General features: G+C 72.8%; 11 protein-coding genes. 7 read left to right on the forward strand and 4 right to left on the reverse strand.

Annotated features, from left to right (window positions below; translation table 11 throughout):
- The 6 genes from treZ to WMF29_RS12925 all read left to right on the forward strand — a co-directional run bounded on the left by treZ (position 1) and on the right by WMF29_RS12925 (position 9,766).
- The gene (gene treZ, locus WMF29_RS12900) at positions 1-1,845 is read left to right on the forward strand and encodes a malto-oligosyltrehalose trehalohydrolase (protein ID WP_437329123.1); all 1,845 of its coding nucleotides are present in this window, start codon (positions 1-3) and stop codon (positions 1,843-1,845) included.
- Positions 1,839-2,648 carry a tRNA (N6-threonylcarbamoyladenosine(37)-N6)-methyltransferase TrmO gene (tsaA, locus tag WMF29_RS12905; RefSeq protein ID WP_437329124.1) on the forward strand — a complete coding sequence of 270 codons (810 nt, stop codon included), beginning with the start codon at positions 1,839-1,841 and terminating at the stop codon, positions 2,646-2,648. The genes treZ and tsaA overlap by 7 nt, the downstream gene beginning before the upstream one ends.
- A 235-nt stretch (positions 2,649-2,883) precedes the next feature.
- The gene (locus WMF29_RS12910) at positions 2,884-5,265 is read left to right on the forward strand and encodes a PAS domain S-box protein (protein WP_437329125.1); all 2,382 of its coding nucleotides are present in this window, start codon (positions 2,884-2,886) and stop codon (positions 5,263-5,265) included.
- 114 nt (positions 5,266-5,379) lie between these two features.
- Positions 5,380-8,877, forward strand: a complete 3,498-nt coding sequence (locus WMF29_RS12915; RefSeq protein ID WP_437329126.1) for an HAD-IC family P-type ATPase — start codon at positions 5,380-5,382, stop codon at positions 8,875-8,877.
- Complete coding sequence (locus WMF29_RS12920; protein ID WP_437329127.1) at positions 8,874-9,158, forward strand: hypothetical protein; 285 nt, start codon at positions 8,874-8,876, stop codon at positions 9,156-9,158. Before WMF29_RS12915 ends, WMF29_RS12920 begins: the two co-directional genes overlap by 4 nt.
- Positions 9,155-9,766, forward strand: coding sequence for an HMA2 domain-containing protein (locus WMF29_RS12925; protein ID WP_437329128.1), 612 nt, complete (start codon positions 9,155-9,157; stop codon positions 9,764-9,766). The genes WMF29_RS12920 and WMF29_RS12925 overlap by 4 nt, the downstream gene beginning before the upstream one ends.
- 216 nt (positions 9,767-9,982) lie before the next feature.
- On the opposite strand, the gene WMF29_RS12930 is transcribed toward WMF29_RS12925, so the two are convergent.
- Positions 9,983-10,123, reverse strand: a complete 141-nt coding sequence (locus WMF29_RS12930; RefSeq protein ID WP_437329129.1) for a hypothetical protein — start codon at positions 10,121-10,123, stop codon at positions 9,983-9,985.
- A 761-nt stretch (positions 10,124-10,884) separates the two neighbouring features.
- Between WMF29_RS12930 and WMF29_RS12935 the strand changes: the two genes are divergently transcribed.
- Positions 10,885-12,210, forward strand: a complete 1,326-nt coding sequence (locus WMF29_RS12935) for a collagen-like protein (RefSeq protein ID WP_437329130.1) — start codon at positions 10,885-10,887, stop codon at positions 12,208-12,210.
- 293 nt (positions 12,211-12,503) lie between these two features.
- On the opposite strand, the gene carB is transcribed toward WMF29_RS12935, so the two are convergent.
- From carB to WMF29_RS12950, 3 genes are all read right to left on the reverse strand, one after another.
- Positions 12,504-15,776: a carbamoyl-phosphate synthase (glutamine-hydrolyzing) large subunit gene (gene carB / locus WMF29_RS12940; RefSeq protein WP_437329131.1), complete on the reverse strand. Its 3,273-nt coding sequence runs from the start codon at positions 15,774-15,776 to the stop codon at positions 12,504-12,506.
- 2 nt (positions 15,777-15,778) lie between these two features.
- Positions 15,779-16,945 (reverse strand): glutamine-hydrolyzing carbamoyl-phosphate synthase small subunit, encoded by a 1,167-nt coding sequence (gene carA / locus WMF29_RS12945; RefSeq protein ID WP_437329132.1) that lies wholly within the window; start codon positions 16,943-16,945, stop codon positions 15,779-15,781.
- Positions 16,946-17,312: 367 nt separating this feature from the next.
- Entirely contained in the window at positions 17,313-19,031 is a 1,719-nt protein-coding gene (locus tag WMF29_RS12950; RefSeq protein ID WP_437329133.1) for a carbamoyltransferase family protein, read from the reverse strand.
- Positions 19,032-19,125 lie beyond the last annotated feature (94 nt).

The following is a 19,125-nucleotide window of genomic DNA, read 5'->3' on the forward strand; positions in this document are numbered from 1 at the left end:
ATGAAGGCGATGCGCACGATGGGCGCGTGGATCGAGGGCGGCGCGGTCCGCTTCCGCGTCTGGGCGCCCGACCACGATCGGATCGAGATCGTCACCTACGAGGCCGACGGCCAGGAGGTCACGGGCGCGCTTCCCGCGGCCTCGACCGGCGACGGCTACTTCGAGGCGACGGCGCCGGGCCTCGGGGCCGGCGCGCTCTACAAGGTGCGGATCGACGGCGAGGGGCCGTTCCCGGACCCGTACTCCCGCGCGCAGCCGCTCGGGGTCCACGGCCCGTCGGCGATCGACGACCCCTCGTTCGCGTGGACGGACGCGGGGTGGCGGGGCGTCGCGCTCGAGGATCTCGTCCTCTACGAGGTCCACGTCGGCGCGGCGACCCCGGAGGGCACGTTCGACGCGCTCATCGGGCAGCTCGCCGATCTCCGGGAGCTCGGGATCACGGCGATCGAGCTCATGCCGGTCGCGAGCTTCCCGGGCGAGCGCGGGTGGGGGTACGACGGGGTCGACCTCTTCGCGCCGCTCGCGGCCTACGGCGGCCCGGCGGGCCTGCGCCGCCTGGTCGACGCGGCCCACGCCGCGGGGCTCGCCGTGATCCTCGACTGCGTCTACAACCACTTCGGCCCCGACGGGAACTACCTCCGCGCCTACGCGACGCGCTACTTCACCGATCGGCACAAGACGCCCTGGGGCGACGCGGTGAACTACGACGGCGCGGGCGCCGAGCAGGTCCGCGCGCTCGTCCTCGAGAACGTCGAGATGTGGATCCGCGACTTCCACATCGACGGCCTCCGCCTCGACGCGACCCACGCGATCGTCGACGACTCCGAGCCGCACATCCTCCGGGAGATCGGCGAGCGCGCGCGGGCGGCCGGCGAGGGGCGGCGCGTCCTGGTGATCGCCGAGGACAGCCACAACGACGCGCGCCTCGTGACGCCCGTCGAGCAGGGCGGGTACGGCCTCGACGCGGTGTGGTCCGACGACTTCCACCACGAGCTGCGCGTCCTGTTCGCCGGGGATCGCGACGGCTACTTCGAGGATCACACGGGCACCGCCGAGGACATCGCGGCGACGATCCGCAAGGGGTGGCTCTACGAGGGGCAGATCTCGAAGCACGCGGGCAAGCCGCGGGGCACGCCCGCGGATCCGGTGCCGCCGCCGCGCTTCGTCCACTGCATCCAGAACCACGATCAGATCGGCAACCGCGCCGTCGGCGATCGGCTCGGGGACAAGGTGAGCCCGGCGGCCTTCCGGACGATGTCGGCGCTGCTCCTGCTCACGCCGTACACGCCGCTGCTGTTCATGGGCCAGGAGTGGAACGCGCGGACGCCGTTCCAGTACTTCACCGATCACGAGGCCGAGCTCGGCCGGCTCGTGACCGAGGGCCGCCGGCGCGAGTTCCAGTACTTCGCGGCGTTCGCCGGCGAGGAGGTGCCGGATCCGCAGGACCCGCGGACGTTCCAGCGCTCGAAGCTCGAGCACGCCGAGCGGCGGCGGCCCGAGCACGCCGGCGTGCTCGCGTGGTACCGCGAGCTCCTCCGCCTCCGCGCCTCGCACCCCGCGCTGCGGAGCCGCGCGCGCGGCGCCTTCTCCGCCGACGCGCTCTCGCCGGACGCGATCTGCGTCGAGCGCCGCGGCGGCGGCGTCGCCGTGATCGCGCTCTGCGCGCTCCGGGGCGCGCTCTCGCTCGACCTCGGCCGCCCGGAGGCGCGGGCGCTCGCGTTCAGCGAGGAGCCGCGGTTCGGCGGCGCGGCGCGGCGTCCGCCGCTCGAGCGCGGCCGGGTGGAGCTCGAGGGGCCGGCGGTCCTGATCGTCGAGGTGCCCGATCCTTCCGGGGCGCCGTGCTGAAGCCCGTCACGTTCACGCCCATCGGCGTGGTGCGCACGCCGTTCTCCGACAAGGTGAGCGCGCCGCGGCAGCCCCACGCGGCGGGCAGCGCCGAGGGGACGATCGAGCTCGTGCCGGGCCTCGGTCTGGAGCACGCGCTCTCGGACATCGAGGGGTGGGACTACCTCTGGGTGGTCTTCTGGTTCCACCTCAACGAGGGCTGGCGCCCGAAGGTGCTGCCGCCGAGGAGCGCCGGCAAGCGGCGCGGCGTGCTGTCGACGCGCTCGCCGCACCGCCCGAACCCCATCGGCCTCAGCGCGGTGAGGCTCCTCGCGGTGGACGGGCTCACCCTGCGCGTCGGCGGCGTGGACATGATCGACGGCACGCCGGTGCTCGATCTCAAGCCCTACGTGCCGTACGCGGACGCCCACCCGCACGCGCGCACCGGCTGGCTCACGCCGCTCGCGGAGGAGCCGGGCGGCGGGGCGCCGGTCGACCCCGAGCCCGGCTTCGAGGTGGCGTGGTGCGCGCGCGCCGCCGAGCAGGCCGCGTGGATCGAGGAGGCGCACGGCTTCGCGCTGCGCGAGCGCGTGGACCGGGTGCTCGCGCTCGGCCCGCAGCCGCACCCCTACCGCCGGATCCGCGCCGACGGGGACGCGATGCGCCTCGCCGTGACGTCGTGGCGTGTGCGGTTCAGGGCCGAGGGGCGGCGGATCGACGTGCTGTCGGTGGCGACGGGCTACCGCGAGAAGGAGCTCGTGGGCGGCGAGGGCCCCGATCTCGAGGCGCACCGGCGGTTCGTGGAGCGGTTCGGCCGCGGCTAGCGATCGGCGATCGACCGGCGCACCGCCTGCTCGCCAGCCACGCGCAGATCGCCTGGTATTCCGCGGATCTCGCGTGACGATTCACGCGCGCGCCGCTTGCAGCATGCGCTCGAGGCGGACAAATGCTGAGTGTGCTCATCGGGGACATCTCGGGTGGTTATCGGGCCAGCGGGCCCGACGGAGACGCCTGCTGACGGTGCGGCCGGAGCGTCGTTGCAGCTCGGCTGACCAGGGGGTGAGCCCCCTTCATTGCGCGCCCTCGCCGGTTCTGTACGCGGCCTCGCCGGACGACGGCCGCGGCGACAGGGGGCAGATCGCGGGGGAGCTGCAGCTGAAGGCGGCCCTCCTGGACCGGCTCGGCGAGGCGGCCCTCGCGTGGGAGCTCGGCGGATCGAGCGCGATCGTGTACTTCGGCGCCGGGGCCGAGCAGCTCTACGGCTTCCCGGCGCGCGACGCCGTCGGGCGGTCGAGCCACGAGCTGCTGCGCACCGCCCCGCCGGCGCCGCTCGCGCAGATCGAGGCGGCGCTCCTGCGCGACGGCCTCTGGGACGGCGAGCTCCGGCGCACGACCCGCGACGGCCGGGAGATCCTCGTCGAGAGCCGCCTGCGGCTCGTGGAAGGGGTGGAGCGCCGGCGGCTCGTCCTGGAGACCGGGCGCGAGAGCACCGCCAAGCGGCGCGCCGAGGAGGCCCTGCGCGACAGCGAGGCGTGCTTCCGCAACATGGCCGATCACGCGCCCGTCATGAGCTGGATGACGGGCACCGACGGCGGGTGCAGCTACGCGAGTCGGAGCTGGCTGGACTTCTCTGGCCAGACCGAGTCGGCCGCCCTGGGCACCGGCTGGCTCGAGGCGGTGCACCCCGAGGACCGGTCGGCGGCCGAGGAGGCATTCCTGCGAGCCCACGAGCGACGCGACGCCTACAGGATGGATTTCCGCGTGCGCCGCCGCGACGGCGTGTACCGCTGGTGCATCGACTCGGCCGCTCCGCGGCTCGGCCCGGGCGGCGAGTTCCTCGGCTACGTCGGCTCGATCATCGACATCACCGAGCGCAAGGAGGCGGAGCTCCAGCTGCAGGAGCGGGAGGAGGGGCTGCGCCGCGCCATCATGGAGACCCCGTTCCCCATCATGATCCACGCCGAGGACGGGCAGGTCGTCTGCGTCAACCGCGCGTGGACGGATATCAGCGGGTACACCCACGAGCAGATCCCCACCGTGACGGCGTGGTACGACAGGGCGTACGGGGCGACGGGGGCCGCCGTCCGCGCCAGGGTGGCGTCCCTGTTCGAGCTGAAGGCGGCCTCGGACGAGAACGAGCTCACCATCATCACGGCGAGCGGCGCCAGGCGCACGTGGGTCTTCAGCGCGGCGCCGCTGGGGAAGGACGCGGCGGGCCGACGGCTCCTGGTCTCCATCGCCCACGACATCACCGAGCGGAAGCGGGCCGGCGACGCCTGGGAGGCGACGCTGAGGGAAGCGGACCAGAACAAAGATGCGTTCCTGGCGATGCTGGCGCACGAGCTGCGCAATCCGCTCGGGCCCATCCGCAATGCGGTGGAGATCCTGCGGAGCACCGGGATGGAGCAGCCATCGCTCCGGCGGGCGTGCGGCGTGATCGAGCGGCAGGTGGCGCACATGGCCCGGCTGGTGGACGACCTGCTCGACGTGTCGCGCGTGGCGCGCGGGAGGATCCAGCTGAGGAAGGAGCGCTGCGACCTGTCCCGGCTGGTCCGGCAGACCGCCGAGGACTACCGCAGCACGCTCGAGGCGAGCGGCCTGGAGCTCCAGCTGGAGCTGCCGGCCGAGCCGCTCTGGGTCTCCGGCGATCCCACGCGCCTGTCGCAGGCGGTCAGCAACGTGCTGCACAACGCCAACAAGTTCACCGACGCCGGCGGTCGGGTGACGGTCGCGCTCTCGGCGACGTCGGACGGCTCCGCCGCGATCCGCGTCCGCGATACCGGCATCGGCGTGGCGCCGGCGACGCTGGCGCGCATGTTCGAGCCGTTCAGCCAGGCCGAGCGCAGCCTGGACCGCAACCGGGGCGGGCTCGGGCTGGGGCTGGCGCTCGTGAAGGGTCTTGTCGAACTCCACGGCGGCGCGGCTTCGGCCGAGAGCGCGGGCGTCGGCCACGGGACGGAGATCGCCCTCCGCCTGCCGCTCGCGCGCGGGCCCGAGGCGTCCCCGGAGCGCGCCGCGCCGCCGCCGCGCCCCGACTCGAGGCCGGCCGGCGCCGTGAGGTCGCTGCGCGTCCTGATCATCGAGGACAACGAGGACGCCGCCGAGATGCTGCAGGTGCTCCTCACGATGAACGGCCATCAGGTCGAGGTGGCCCTGTCCGGGGTCGCGGGGGTGGAAGCGGCCCGCTCGTTCCGGCCGGAGGTCATCCTGTGCGACATCGGCCTCCCCGGCGGGATGGATGGCTGCGGCGTGGCGCGGGCCTTGAAGGCCTTGGAGGAGAGCGCGGACGTCGCCCCGTCGCTGATGATCGCGCTGACGGGTTATGGCCAGGAGCGGGACCAGCGCCGGGTCCGCGAGGCAGGCTTCGATATGCACTTCATCAAGCCGATCGATCCGGGCTCGTTGCAGAGCCTCCTGGCCTCCGTGGCGACGCGGGCGTGACGGCGACGAGGGCGCCGGCGCGCCGCCGCGCCGGCCCGGCGGCTCGATGTGGCTCGCTCGCACACAGGCGCTGGCTCGACCTTTGAAAAGGCCTCCGCCTCAGCGCGGAGGATCATGGAGCGACGGGGTACGGGCTGGATCGATCTTCGTGGCAGGCGCAGGGGCCGCAGCGGCGGCGCGCGCCGGCGCGCGCGTGCAGATCGCACGCCTGCGCGCGATCTGCACGCGCGCGCCGGGATCGCGCGGGTGCGCGCGGAGGTGGCCGGCCTCTTCGGAGACGCTGCGCGCGCCGCGCGCATCGAGCGCGACCTCGCGGCGATCCCTGGCGTCGTGTCCGCGCGGGCGAGCGCGCGCACCGGGCGGGTGCTCGTGCGCGTGGGGGAGGAGGCGGCCGACGAGGCTGCGCTCGTGCTTGGCGCCCACGCCGTGCCCGGCGCCCCGCCGCCGCCGTCCGCGCGCCGCGCCGCGCGGGCCCTGGCCGAACGCATGGGCGCGCTCGTGCACGCGGCGCGTCGCTGGGCGCGACCCCGCGAGAGCGCGGCGGGCGAGGGCGACCGCCGCGCGTGGCAGGCGCGGGCCTGGGGGAGCGAGGGCGCGGCGGCCGAGCAGGGTGAGGGCGCGCCGGCCGGGCAGGGTGAGGGCGCGCCGGCCGGGCAGGAGGAGAGCGCGCCGGCCGAGCAGGGGGAGAGCGCGCCGGCCGGGCAGGAGGAGAGCGCGCCGGCCGGGCAGGGGGAGAGCGCGCCGGCCGGGCAGGGTGAGGGCGCGCCGGCCGGGCAGGGCGGAGGCGAGCGCGCCCGCCGCGTCGACGTGGCGCTCCGCGCCCACGCGGAGGACGCGGACGAGGTCGCCCGCGCGCTCGGCGTCGATCCACGCGAGGGGCTCCCCGCCGCCGAGGCGCGCCGCCGCCTCCGCGCGGTCGGCCCGAACGAGCTCGCCGGCGTCGCGACCCGCTCGTCGATCGAGATCCTCGCCGGACAGATCTTCACGGTGCCCACGGCGATGCTCCTCGGCGCGGCGGGCCTGTCGCTCGCGCTCGGCGACCTGATCGACGCTGGCGCCGTCCTCCTCGTCGTCGGCGCGAACGCCGCGATCGGCACGTACACCGAGTCGCGCGCCGAGGAGCTCCTGCACGCGTGGGGCGAGCTCCGCGTCGGGTGGGCGCGCGTCGTGCGCGACGGGCGCGAGCAGCGGCTCGCCGCCGCGGAGCTCGTGCCGGGCGACGTGCTCGCGCTGCGCGCAGGCGAGCCGGTCGCGGCGGACGCGCGCGTCGTCGAAGCGCACGGCCTCGCCGCCGACGAGAGCACGCTGACCGGCGAGAGCGAGCCCGCCGAGAAGCGCGCCGCGAGGGTCGGCGGCGTCGCGCCGCTCGCCGAGCGCCGCAGCATGGTGTACGCGGGCACCACGATCGCCTCGGGCGAGGGGGCGGCGGTGGTCGTCGCGACGGGCCGGTGGACCGCGCTCGGGGACATCCAGCGCGCGCTCTCCCGCGAGTCCGATCGCACCCCGCCGCTCGAGCAGGAGCTCGCGTGGATCGGCCAGCGCCTCGCGACCTTCGCGCTCGCGAGCTCGTCGGCGGTGATGGTCGTCGGCCTCGCGCGCCGGAGGCCGCTCCACGCGCTCTTGCGGAGCGCCGTCGCGCTCGGCGTCGCCGCCATCCCCGAGGGGTTCCCCACCGTGGGCACCACGGCGCTCGCGCTCGCGAGCCGCCGCCTGCGCGGCTCCGGCATCGTGATCCGCCGCCTCGCCGCGGCCGAGACGCTCGGCGCGGTGAGCGTCGTCTGCGCCGACAAGACCGGCACGCTCACCGAGAACCGGATGCAGGTGGCCGAGATCTTCCTCCCCGGCGAGGGCGCGCTGCGCGTGGAGCGCGGCGCCCGCCGGGGCGACGGCGCGGGGCCTGGGCGCCGGATCGCGCTGATCGGCGAGGACGGGCGCGAGGTCGACGCCGCCGCCCCGCGCGTGCACGCGCTCGCGCGCATCGCCGCGCTGAACGCCGACGTCGAGCTGAGCGAGGCGGGCAAGGTCGTCCAGGGCAGCGGCACCGAGCGCGCCCTCGTGGAGTTCGCGCTCGCCGCCGGCTACCCCGTGTCGGCGCGGCGCATCGCGGCCCGGCGCGTGAGCGAGGCGCGACGCTCGGCCGAGCGCGCGTTCATGGTGACGGTCCACGACCACCCGGAGCTCGGGCACATCGAGCTCGTGAAGGGCGCGCCCGAGCAGGTCGTCGCGCGCTGCGACGCGCCGCCGCGGGGCGAGGCGGTCGGCGACGAGCGCGGCGAGGCGCTCCGGCACAACGACGCGATGGCCTCGCGGGGGCTGCGCGTGCTCGCGCTCGCGTGGCGGCAGAACGGCCGGCCGGACAACGACGCTCCGCTCGAGTTCGCCGGCCTCGTCGGCCTCCGCGACCCGCCGCGCCCCGGCGTGCGGGAGGCGCTCGAGGCCCTCTCCGGCGCCGGCATCCGCACCCTGATGCTCACGGGCGACCAGGAGCGGACCGCGCGCGCGATCGGCGCCGAGCTCGGCATCCCGCCGGACGCCGTGCACAGCCGGGTCACCCCGGAGGCCAAGCTCGAGATCGTGCGGGCGCTCCAGCAGGGCGGCGCGATCGTGGCGATGACGGGCGACGGCGTGAACGACGGCCCCGCGCTCAAGGCGGCCGACGTCGGCGTGGCCATGGGCAAGCGCGGCACGGACATCGCGCGGGCCGTGGCCGACGTGGTCCTCGCCGAGGACGATCTGCCGAGCCTCACCGCGGCGGTCTGCGAGGGCCGGCGGCTCCACGACAACGTCCGCCGGGCGATCGCCTACTTCGTCGCGACGAACGCGAGCGAGGTCCTCGCGATGCTGGTCGGCGCCCTCTGCGGCGCCTCGCCGCTGACGCCGCTGCAGCTGCTCTGGATCAACCTGCTCACCGACGTGGCGCCGGCGCTCGCGCTCGCGCTCGAGCCCGCCGAGCCCGGCGTCATGCGGCGCCCTCCGCGCGACCCTGCGGCGCGGCTGCTCGGCGCGGCCGATCTCCGCGCGCTGGGCGTGGACGCGGCCGCGATGTCCGGCGCGTCGCTGTCGGCGTACGCGCTCGGCGGCCGGGCCACCGCGGGGACGAGGGCGTTCACGGCGCTGGTGACCGCGCAGCTGCTCCACATGCTGGCCTGCCGCGCCGGCGCCGGGGATCTCGCGCCCGGGGCCGCGCTCCGCCGGGACAGCCCGCACGTGGCCCGCGCGCTCGCCGCCACGTCCGCGCTCCAGGCGCTCGCGCTCGGCTCCCGGTCGCTCGGCCGCCTGCTCGGGGCGCAGCGCCTAAGCGCCGGGGAGCTCGCGCTCGCCGTGGCCGTCGGCGCGCTGCCCGCGCTGCTTCGCGGCCCTCTGGGGCGCTCCGCGAGCGCCGGCCGCGAGATCGTGTTCGTCAACGGCAGGCGCGCGGCATCGGCATCGGAATCGGCATCGGAATCGGAATCGAACGTGTCAGCAGGAGCCGAAGCGAAAGCAGCAGAAGCGAGAGCAGAAGAGGCAACGGACGAGGGCACAGGCGAGGGGGCGGGGGCGGCCGAGAGACCCAAGCAAGGCGTGCGCGCCACGCGCGTCGCCGGGCTGCGCAAGGGAGACATGGCATCATGAAGTTCCATCCACCGTCGTTCGCCCTGGGGGTTGGCACTGCCGTCCTCCTGATGGGCAAGAAGCAGCACCTCCGGCCGGTGGTCGTCGAGATCGCGGCGCTCGGGCTCCACCTGGGCAAGCTGGGCCTCGGCTTGATCGAGCGCCAGCGGGAGCACGTCGAGGATCTCTTCGCCGAGGTCACCGAGCGGGTGCGCCAGAAGGCCGCGGGCGGGGCGCGCGGCCAGCCGGCTGCGCACAAGAGCAACGGCGCCTCGGGGCTCCACGGCGAGCCGTCGTCATGACGTCGCCGCCGGTCCTCGTCGTCCACGCCCTGGGGCGGCGCGTCCGCCTGCGCGCGCCGGCGCTGGCCGGCCATCGCCGCGTGTGCGAGCGGATCGCGGAGAAGCTCGCCGCCGATCCTGCGTGCGAGGTCGTCTCGATCCGTCCGATGACGGGCTCGGTGATCGTCGAGCGCTCCGAGGGCAGGCTCGAGCCGGAGCGGCTCCGCGCCCTGCTCGCCGGCCTGGTCGACGGGGCGCGCGACGACGACGGCCACCCGATCGGCGCGCCGCGGCCCGAGGGCCACCCTGGCCCGACGCGCGTCGCCCGCGCGGTCGCGCACGCCTTTGCCGGGATCAACGCCGATGTGCGCGAGGCGATGGATTACCGCGCGGATCTGGGCACCATCTTGCCGGTCGTCTTCGCGGCGGCGGGGCTCGCCGAGGTCGGGGCGACGCGCAGGCTGCCTGTGCCGGCCTGGTTCAACCTGCTCTGGTGGTCGCTCCGGTGGTTCATGACGTTCAACCCCGGGGCGATCTCGGAGGAGCTGCACAGCGGCGGGGCGGAGGGCCAGCCGGGCGTCGCGGGCGAGGGGCCCGGCGAAGCGCCCCCCGTATGCGACGATCTCTAGAGCGGCGGTCACCCGCTTCGGATACGGGAGAGCGGCGGTCACCCGCTTCGGATACGGGCCCACCTCGACGTTTTCGGTGCTCAGCGCACCGGAGTGCGCTTGCGCGCCGAAAACGTCGATCTGGGCCCGTCTCCTGTGCGGGTGACCGCCGCTCTGCTCGGCATGGGGCAGAGGGGGGCGGAAAGCGCTGTAGAGCATCGGGGGCCGCCGGGGCGGCTAGCTCGCCCCTTGGCGCTGCGCGCCGACCAGGTAGATGCCGCCCATCACGGTGAGCAGGGCGCCGGCGAGGCCCTGAGTCCAGCGCGGGTTCACCACCTCGGCGAGCGCGACGGGGATCAGCGTGCTCAGCAAGACCATGGTTCGGAAAAACATCTTCCTTACCGCGGACGCCCCTCGGTCGGGGCGCTCCGGGCGCGGTCGAAGGCGGGCCCGTCGGCTCGGCGCGCGGGGGCAGCGCTCGGCGGGAGCTCCCCCCGCGGCGCTCGCGCGGAGGGCAGGAGAGCGCGGGACGAGGGCATTCCGCCGGCGGGGCCAGGATTCTCGGCGCTCACCTCGCCTTGGACATCTCCTTCTGATCGCGGCGTGATCGTGTCGGTGCGCTTTCGAGCTCGTGGCGCCTCCTGTCGACCCCGACGTAAAGCGGCGATGTCTCACAATGGCTCGGGAATAGATTGAACCTTGGTGGCGGGGCGCGTACCCTCTTGGTCCGGATCGTAAGCCCCGGAAGCAGAGGGGAACACGTTGATGGTGCGACTGCAATTCCCGGTGTGGCTAGGCCTGACTGTTGCATCGCTCGCCGTGTTTCCGGGCTGTAGCTGTGGCAGTCCCGACGTGTCCGTGCCTGGGGCCGGGTCGGGGGGTGAGGGTCTCGGGGGTGCTGGCGGGGCTGGTGCAGGCAATCCTGTGGCTTCGGCGGGCGGGGGTGGCGCAGGTGGGCGGCCCGAGGTCGGGGAGCGGGGCATCGGTGCGGGCGAGATGGTCAGCGCGGGGAAGGTCGTGAGGAGTCCGAGCTATCGCATGGTCTTCACGCTCGGTCAGCCGACGCAGATGCAGGGAAAGGCGACCTCACCGAGTTACCGCGTGCAGGGCGGTCTGGTCGGGGCGAACGGGAGCTTGCCATGAACGGGATGGGACGGCGTGTCCTCGCGATGGGTGTTTTTCTCGCCGCCTCCGTCGGCCTCGTGCGCGGCGCGGCCGCCGCCGTGCCGATGCAGATATCGCATCAGGGGCGGCTCTTCACGGCCAACGGCGAGCCGGTCAATGACGTCCTCTCGGTGACGTTCGCCATCTACGCCGCCGAGGACGACGACGAGCCGCTCTGGAGCGAGGTGATCGCGCTCTCGTTCGATGAAGGCTATTTCTCCACGGTGCTCGACTTCACCGAGGAGCAGGCTGAGAAGGTCTTTGACGGCTCGGTCCGCTACATCGGAATCGCGGTCGGGGACGACCAGGAGATGGAGCCTCGCGCTTCGATAGGGAGCGTCCCGTATGCGATGGTCGCGAACAACGCCGTTGGTGAGATCACGCCGAAGCTGGTGAAGATCGGCGGCCGGGTCGTCATCGACGAGAGCGGCAACTGGGTGGGCGACTCGAGCGGCATCGCGGGGCCGAGGGGACCGACGGGTCCGACAGGGCCCGAGGGGCCGGCGGGTCCGACAGGGCCGAAGGGGCCTGAGGGGCCGACAGGGCCCACGGGGCCCCAGGGATCGACGGGACCCGCGGGCGCGACAGGGCCCGAGGGGCCGGCGGGGCCGGCTGGCCTGCCCGGCGAAAGGGGACCGATGGGGCCCGAGGGACCGACGGGGCCCACGGGCGCGACAGGGCCCCAGGGGCCGATGGGGCCCGAGGGGCCGATGGGCCCTGAGGGCCCGATGGGGCCTGAGGGACCGATGGGGCCTGAGGGCCCGATGGGACCCGAGGGACCGATGGGCCCTGAGGGCCCGATGGGGCTCGATGGCCCGAGGGGACCCGAGGGGCCGACGGGGCCCACGGGCGCGACAGGGCCCCAGGGGCCGACCGGGGTGGTCGCCACGATCGCGATTGCGGGCAACATTGCTCCCCTTTTTGACGGTGGCAGCTCCGCGTATGTCTTCGTCGGCCCCCCGGGGTCGGTGACCATCACCGGCAGCCAGCGCGTGACCGGATCGGCCTCTGCGCCGCTCGGGTTGCGGTCGTCCAGCGCTGCGTTCGTCGCTCCGCTCGGCCTCTGCTACCAGCGCCGCAGCGGCGGCGAGCTGGTCAACTTCTTCGGAGGCATCTTTACGAGCCACTATTTCACGCCGACCCGCACAACCTACTCGGTCTCTGCCACGACGGTGCTGACAGAGGGCGAATGGAATGTCGGCATGTGCCTCCGCAATGAGGGGACCAGCCCGATCCAGGGATCGACCTCGACGACCGGCAACGGCTTTGTGAACGGCTGGTTCATCGTCACGAACGACTGACGGCGAGCCCGCCGTCAGGGGTCGTGAGCCCGGCGCTGCTCTCAGGAAGGCAGCCGGCCCCGTGCAGGGGTGTTTTGTCGCGGGCGCGGAGGGGACCGGTGTTCGTTCTGCTGTCAGGAAGGTGACAGACCCCATGCAGGGGTGTCCGTCACGGGGCGCGGAGAGGGCCGGCGTTTGTCCTGTTCTCACGAAGGCGGCCGGCCCCGTGCGGCGGTGTCCGCCGCGGGGCCGGGCAGCTCGGCACGACGTCCCGAGCCACCCGGAGCCTCTCCTCGCCGCGCCGGCGTCTCAGGTCACCTCAGCGCGACCGGGCTCCGCGCGAGGTACTCGTCGTAGGACAGCGTCCGCAGATCCTCGATCCTCTTCGCGCGCATCGCCCCGATGACCGCCCGCGCGAGCTGGAGGTCCGTGAGGAGCGGGATGTTCGCGTCGACAGCGCGCCGCCGGATCAGGTAACCGTCCGGACGGCCGAGCTGGTCGTACTCGCGGGGGATGTTGATCACGAGATCCACCTTCCCCTGCTCGATGGCGCTCATCGCCGTCTCTCCCTCGTCGGGCTGCTTCGCGAGGCTCGTGCACGCGAGCCCGAGCGCCCGGAGCGCCTCGGCCGTGCCCGGCGTCGCGAAGATGGGGAGCTTCAGGTGCTCGGCGATGACGCGGGCCTCGTCGGCGAACCAGTACTTGTCCTCGAGGGGCCCGAGCGAGAGCAGCACGCCCTTCTTGGGGAACCTGAAGCCGGTCGCGAGCAGCGAGTGCAGGAGCGCCTCGTGCATGTCGTCGCCGAAGCAGCCGACCTCACCGGTGCTCGCCATCTCCACGCCGAGCATCGGATCGGCCCCCACGAGGCGCGAGAACGAGAACATCGGCGCCTTCACTCCGACGTAATCGAGGTCGAGCCCGCGGTTCTCGACCGGCTGCGACACGCCGAGCATCCTGCGCATCGCCTCCCGGACGAAGTTGTTCCCCGTGACCTTCGACACGAAGGGGAAGCTCCGCGACGCGCGCAGGTTGCACTCGATCACCTTGACCGTGTTGTGCTTGGCCAAGAACTGCATGTTGAACGGCCCGGTGATGGAGAGCGAGCGCGCCACCTGCTGGGCGATCTGCTTGATCCTGCGGATCGTCGCGATGTAGAGCGACTGCGGGGGCAGGACGAGCGTCGCGTCGCCGCTGTGCACGCCCGCGTTCTCGATGTGCTCGCTGATCGCCCAGAGGATGATCTCACCGCGATCGGCGACCGCGTCGATCTCCACCTCGCGGGCGTGGGTCTCGAACTTGGACACGACCACGGGGTAGGCGGGGGAGACGGCCTTCGCGCGGGCGAGGATGCGATCGAGCTCGTTGGGCTCGTGCGCCACGCTCATGGCCGCGCCGCTCAGCACGTAGCTCGGCCGCACGAGGACGGGGAAGCCGCCGAGCGCGCTCACGATCTCGCCCGCTTGGCCTGCGTCGACGACGTGCGCCCAGCGCGGCTGGTCGATCTCCAGCCGATCGAGCAGATCGCTGAACTTCTTCCGGTCCTCGGCGGTGTCGATGCTCCCCGGGCTCGTGCCGAGGATGCGCGCACCCGCCTCGTGCAGCCGGAGCGCCAGGTTGTTCGGGACCTGCCCGCCCATGCTGACCACGATGCCGTAGGGCTGCTCCCGCTCGTAGATGTCGAGCACCGTCTCGAAGCTGATCTCGTCGAAGACCAGCTTGTCGCACGTGTCGTAGTCGGTGCTGACCGTCTCCGGGTTGTAGTTCAGCATCATGGTCTCGTAGCCGAGCTCCGAGGCCGCGCGGATCGCGTTGACGCAGCACCAGTCGAACTCGACGCTCGATCCGATGCGGTAGGCGCCGGAGCCGAGCACCATGATCTTCTTCCGCCACGACGGCGCGACGTCGGTGGCCGACGCGTGGTAGCTCGAATAGAGGTAGTTCGTCTCGGCGGGGAACTCGGCCGCGAGCGTGTCGATCTGGGCGAGGTGCGGCACCACGCCGTGCCGCTTCCTGGCCTCGCGGATCGAGCCCCGCGGCGCGCCCGTCAGCGTGCCGATCATCCGGTCGCTGAAGCCGAGCTGCTTCGCCTCCCGGAGGGTGGCCTCCTCGAGCGCGGGCTGCGGCGCCGCCGCGGCCTTGTCGGCCTGCGCGGGGACGGCGACCTTGAGCGCCTTCAGGTCCCGGTGCATCCGCACGATCGGCTCGATCTGGTTCAAGAACCACCGGTCGATCTTGGTGAGGTCGTGGATCTCGTCGACCGCCATCCCCTCCTGGAGCGCGCGGGCCACGGCGAAGATCCGGAGCGGCGTCGCGTTCTTCAGCTCGTCGCGGAGGTCCTGGAAGGTGAACGCGTCGGGGTCGAGGCCCTTCACCCCGATGTCGAGCATGCGGAGCGCCTTCTGGATGACCTCGGGGAACGTCCTGCCGATGGCCATGACCTCGCCGACGCTCTTCATCTCGCTGCCGATCCGCATCGACGCGCCGCGGAACTTGCCGAGATCCCAGCGCGGGACCTTGCAGACGAGGTAGTCGAGCGCCGGCTCGAAGAACGCGGTCGTCCTGCGGGTGATCGCGTTGGCGATCTCCGGCATGGTGTAGCCGACGGCGATCTTCGCGGCGACGTAGGCGAGCGGGTAGCCCGTCGCCTTGCTGGCGAGGGCGCTCGACCGGGAGAGGCGCGCGTTCACCTCGATGACCCGGTAATCGGCGCTGTGCGGGTCGAGCGCGTACTGGATGTTGCACTCGCCCACGATGCCGAGGTGGCGGATCGTCTTCAGCGCGACCGAGCGGAGGAGCTGGTACTCCTCGTCGTTCAGCGTCTGCGACGGGGCGACGACGATCGACTCCCCGGTATGGATCCCCATCGGGTCGAGGTTCTCCATGTTGCAGACGGTGATGCAGTTGTCGCGCCCGTCGCGGACGACCTCGTACTCGATCTCCTTCCAGCCCCGGAGGCACTCCTCGACGAGCACCTGGGGCACGCCGCCGGCGAAGCCGCGGCGCACGGCGTCCTCGAGGTCGCGCTCGCTCTCGACGATGCCGCTGCCCTTGCCGCCGAGCGCGTAGCCGCCGCGGAGCATCACGGGGAACCCGATCTCGCGCGCCGCCGCCATGGCCTCGGCCGGCGAGCGGCAGGCGCGGCTGCGGGCCGTCTTCACGCCGATCTCGTCGAGGCGCTCGATGAAGAGCCGCCGGTCCTCGGTGTCGCGGATCGCCTTGATCGGCGTGCCGAGCACCCGCACGCCGTACTTGTCGAGGATGCCCGAGTCGTGGAGCTCGAGCCCGCAGTTGAGCGCGGTCTGCCCGCCGAAGGAGAGGGCGATCGCGTCGACCTCCTCCTTGACGATGATCCGCTCGACGAACTCCGGGGTGACCGCGCAGAGGTGGATGCGGTCGGCGAGCCCCTCGCTCGTCTGGATGGTGGCGATGTTGGGGTTCACGAGGACGGTGGCGATCCCCTCTTCCTTGAGGGCCTTGATCGCCTGCGACCCCGAGTAGTCGAACTCGCCGGCCTGACCGATCTGGAGCGCGCCGGAGCCGAGCACGAGGACGCGCCGGGGTTTCTTGGGGAGATAGGCGCCGTACATGCTCAGCTCCTTCCTGCGGTGGGGGTAGAGCGGGGATCCACGGCAGCGGCCCCCGCGGTCTTGAGTCGCGAATCGGAGGACCCCTTCATCGCGCCGCAGAGGCGGAGGAAGTCGTCGAAGAGGTAGCTTGCGTCCTCGGGCCCAGGCGTCGCCTCGGGGTGGAACTGGACGCTGAAGAAGGGGCGGAGCCGCGAGCGGATGCCCTCGTTGGTGCCGTCGTTGATGTTGACGAACCAGGGCTCCCACTCGGCGGGCAGCGACTCGTGCTTCACCGCGTACCCGTGGTTCTGGCTCGTGACGTAACAGCGGCGGCTCAGGAGGTCCTGCACCGGCTGGTTCACGCCGCGGTGGCCGTACGGCAGCTTGAAGGTGTCGCCGCCGGCGGCCAGCGCGAGGATCTGGTTGCCGAGGCAGATGCCGAAGATCGGCTTCGTGTACGTGCCGAGCAGGCCGCGCAGCGCGGTGACCAGCTGGCCGAGGTCCTTGGGGTCGCCGGGGCCGTTGCCGATGAGGATGCCGTCGGCGCTCTCGGCGAGCTCGGCGATGGGCGCGTGGTAGGGGGCGCGGATGACCGTGACCCCGCGCCGCAGGAGCGAGCGGACGATGTTGTCCTTCGCGCCCGCGTCGATGAGGAGCACCTTCAGGGGGCCGCCCTCGTACGTGATGGGCTCGCGGGGCGAGACGAGGCGGAACACCTCCTCGCGCATGTCCACGGCCTCGGCCGAGCGCTTCACCCGCTCGAGGTCCATCTCGGCCGGGAACAGCCAGCCCTTCATCGTCCCGACCTCCCGGAGCCGCCGCGTCAGCGTGCGCGTGTCGATCCCCGTGATCGCCGGGATGCCCTCGCTGGCGAGCCAGGCGCCGAGCGAGCGGACCGCGGCGTGGTGGCTGTACCGCTCCACGTAGCTCTGGACCACGAGGCCCTGAACCTGGATGCGGTCGGCCTCGTAGGGCCCGTCGACGCTGCCAGCTCTCCGCGGCGCGGGCACGCCGTAGCTGCCCACGAGCGGGTACGTGATCGTCAGGATCTGGCCTCTGTACGAGGGATCCGTGAGCGTCTCGACGTACCCCGTCATGCCGGTGTTGAAGACGACCTCGCCGCTCACCGCGCGCGGGGCGCCGAAGCACCGGCCCGTCATGGTCGTCCCGTCTTCGAGTACGAGCTTCATCCGATTCGCATCCATCCTCTTTGACCGCCTGGGCCGCCGCGGCGCGGACCCTTACGCAGGAGGGGCCGTGAGCGCATGCAGCGCCGTGGGCCCATGGGGTACCAGGTCCGCGCGCACGCCGCGCGGCGGGCCGGCATCATGCTCGAGGCAAGGCGTCCAAGCACCCCCGCTCGTCGGCACCGGTTGCTCCGGCGCTCCGTCGAGGTGGGGCAGGGCGCCCGGCGTCCCGTTCTTCCACATGCCGGGGACGCCCATTTGCCGTCCCCTCGCTCCACGTCAACCACGAACTTTCGGCCGAGCTTTCTCGGCCGCTTCCAGCGCGCTTTTCGCGGCCTGTCCGGAGCGCGCCGGAGCGCGCGCGGGTCTGCTAGAGGGCCGGCGCGCGCTCGAGGTAGGCCCGCTCGAGGACGAGCACGTCCATCTTGGTCCGGAGGAAGCAGTCGAGCGCTTCCTTTGGGGTGCAAACGATCGGCTCGCTCGCGTTGAACGAGGTGTTCAGGAGGACGGGCGTGCCGGTCTGCCGGCCGAACTCGCTGATGAGCGCGTGGTAGCGCGGGTTCTCCTGGGCGGTCACCGTCTGGAGGCGCCCCGTGCCGTCGACGTGGGTCACCGCGGCGATCTCCGCGCGGCGCTCGGGCTTGACCTTGTAGACCTTGACCATGAACGGATCCGGCGAGGTCTGCTCGAAGTAGTCGCCGACGCGCTCGAGGGGGAGCGCCGGCGCGAAGGGGCGGAACAGCTCGCGGCGCTTGATCCGCTCGTTCATCACGTCCTTGATGTCCAGCCGCCGCGGGTCGCAGAGGATGCTGCGGTTGCCGAGCGCGCGCGGGCCGTACTCCATCCGCCCCTGGAACCAGCCGACGACCTTGCCCTCGCTGAGCGCCCTGGCGACGCGGGGGATCAGGTCCTCGTCGGGGAGGGTCTCGAACGCGACCTGCTCCTTCCGGAGCAGCTCGTCGATGGTCTCCTGCGAGAAGGCCGGGCCGAAGTAGCTGTGCGTCTGGTGGAAGCCGCGCGGGTTGTCGAGCTTGTGGTGGTGGACGTAGAGCGCCGCGCCGAACGACGTGCCCGCGTCGCCGGCCGCGGGCTGGATGAAGACGTCGTCGAACAGCCCCTTCGGCCGGATCTTCCCGGCGGCCACGCTGTTGTAGGCGCAGCCGCCCGCGAGGGCGAGGCGCGTCGAGCCGGTGAGGTGCTTCGCCGTCGCGAGCAGCTCGAAGTACACCTCCTCGAACGCCGCCTGGGTCGAGGCCGCGATCGCCATGAAGCGATCTTCCATCCGGCTCTTCGGGCTGCGGGCGGGGCCGAGCAGGTCGATCAGGCGCTCGGAGTGGATGGGGCCGTAGCGCGGCTCGCCCTCCCACGTCATCGCGATGCCCTTCGTGTGGTGCTGGAAGTACTCGAGCCCGAGCTCGAACGCCCCGTCCTTGACGCGCACCACCTGCCGGAGCTTGTCGAGCAGATCCGGCTGGCCGTAAGCCGACAGCCCCATGACCTTGTACTCGTCGCCGAACTTCGGGAAGCCGAGGTACTGCGTCAGGCCCGAGTAGAACAGCCCGAGCGAGTGCGGGAAGCCGACGCGCCGGAGGATCTCCAGCTTGTTGCCGCGGCCGCGCGCCCACATCGTGCTGACGAAGTCGCCGAAGGCGTCGATGGACAGGACCGCCGCCTCATCGAAGCCCGAGGGGAAGAACGCGGAGGCGAGGTGCGCGCGGTGGTGCTCAACGCTGTGCGACGCGGCGCGGATGCGCTTCGGATCGACGCCGAGCGCGGCGCCGAGGTGCACCTTCGGGTCGCTCGCGCCGAGCGAGCCCTTGAGGAGCCCTGCCGGCGAGCGCCGCGTCAGCGCGTAGAGGAGCTTGTTGCCGAGGTGCGCCCTCGTGTCGCGGCTGATCGCGATGTGATCGATGTCCTCGACCCGCGCGCCGGCGGCGCCGAGGCAGTACTCGACCGCGAGCCGCGGGAAGCCCGCGCAGTGCTTGATCCTGCTGAACCGCTCCTCCTCCGCCGCCGCGACGAGCTGGCCGTCGACGAGCAGGGCGGCCGACGCATCGCCGTGATAGGCGTTGATCCCGAGGATGAGCATGGCTCCGCCATCTTCCGGCGCCCCCGCGCGAGGGTCAAGGCGAGCCCTCGGCGCGAGCGCGGCGTGATGGAGCGCGGGTTCGTGACGTAATTTC

This window comes from Sorangium sp. So ce381 (assembly GCF_051473845.1).
In the GTDB taxonomy this organism is placed as follows: domain Bacteria; phylum Myxococcota_A; class Polyangia; order Polyangiales; family Polyangiaceae; genus Sorangium; species Sorangium atrum.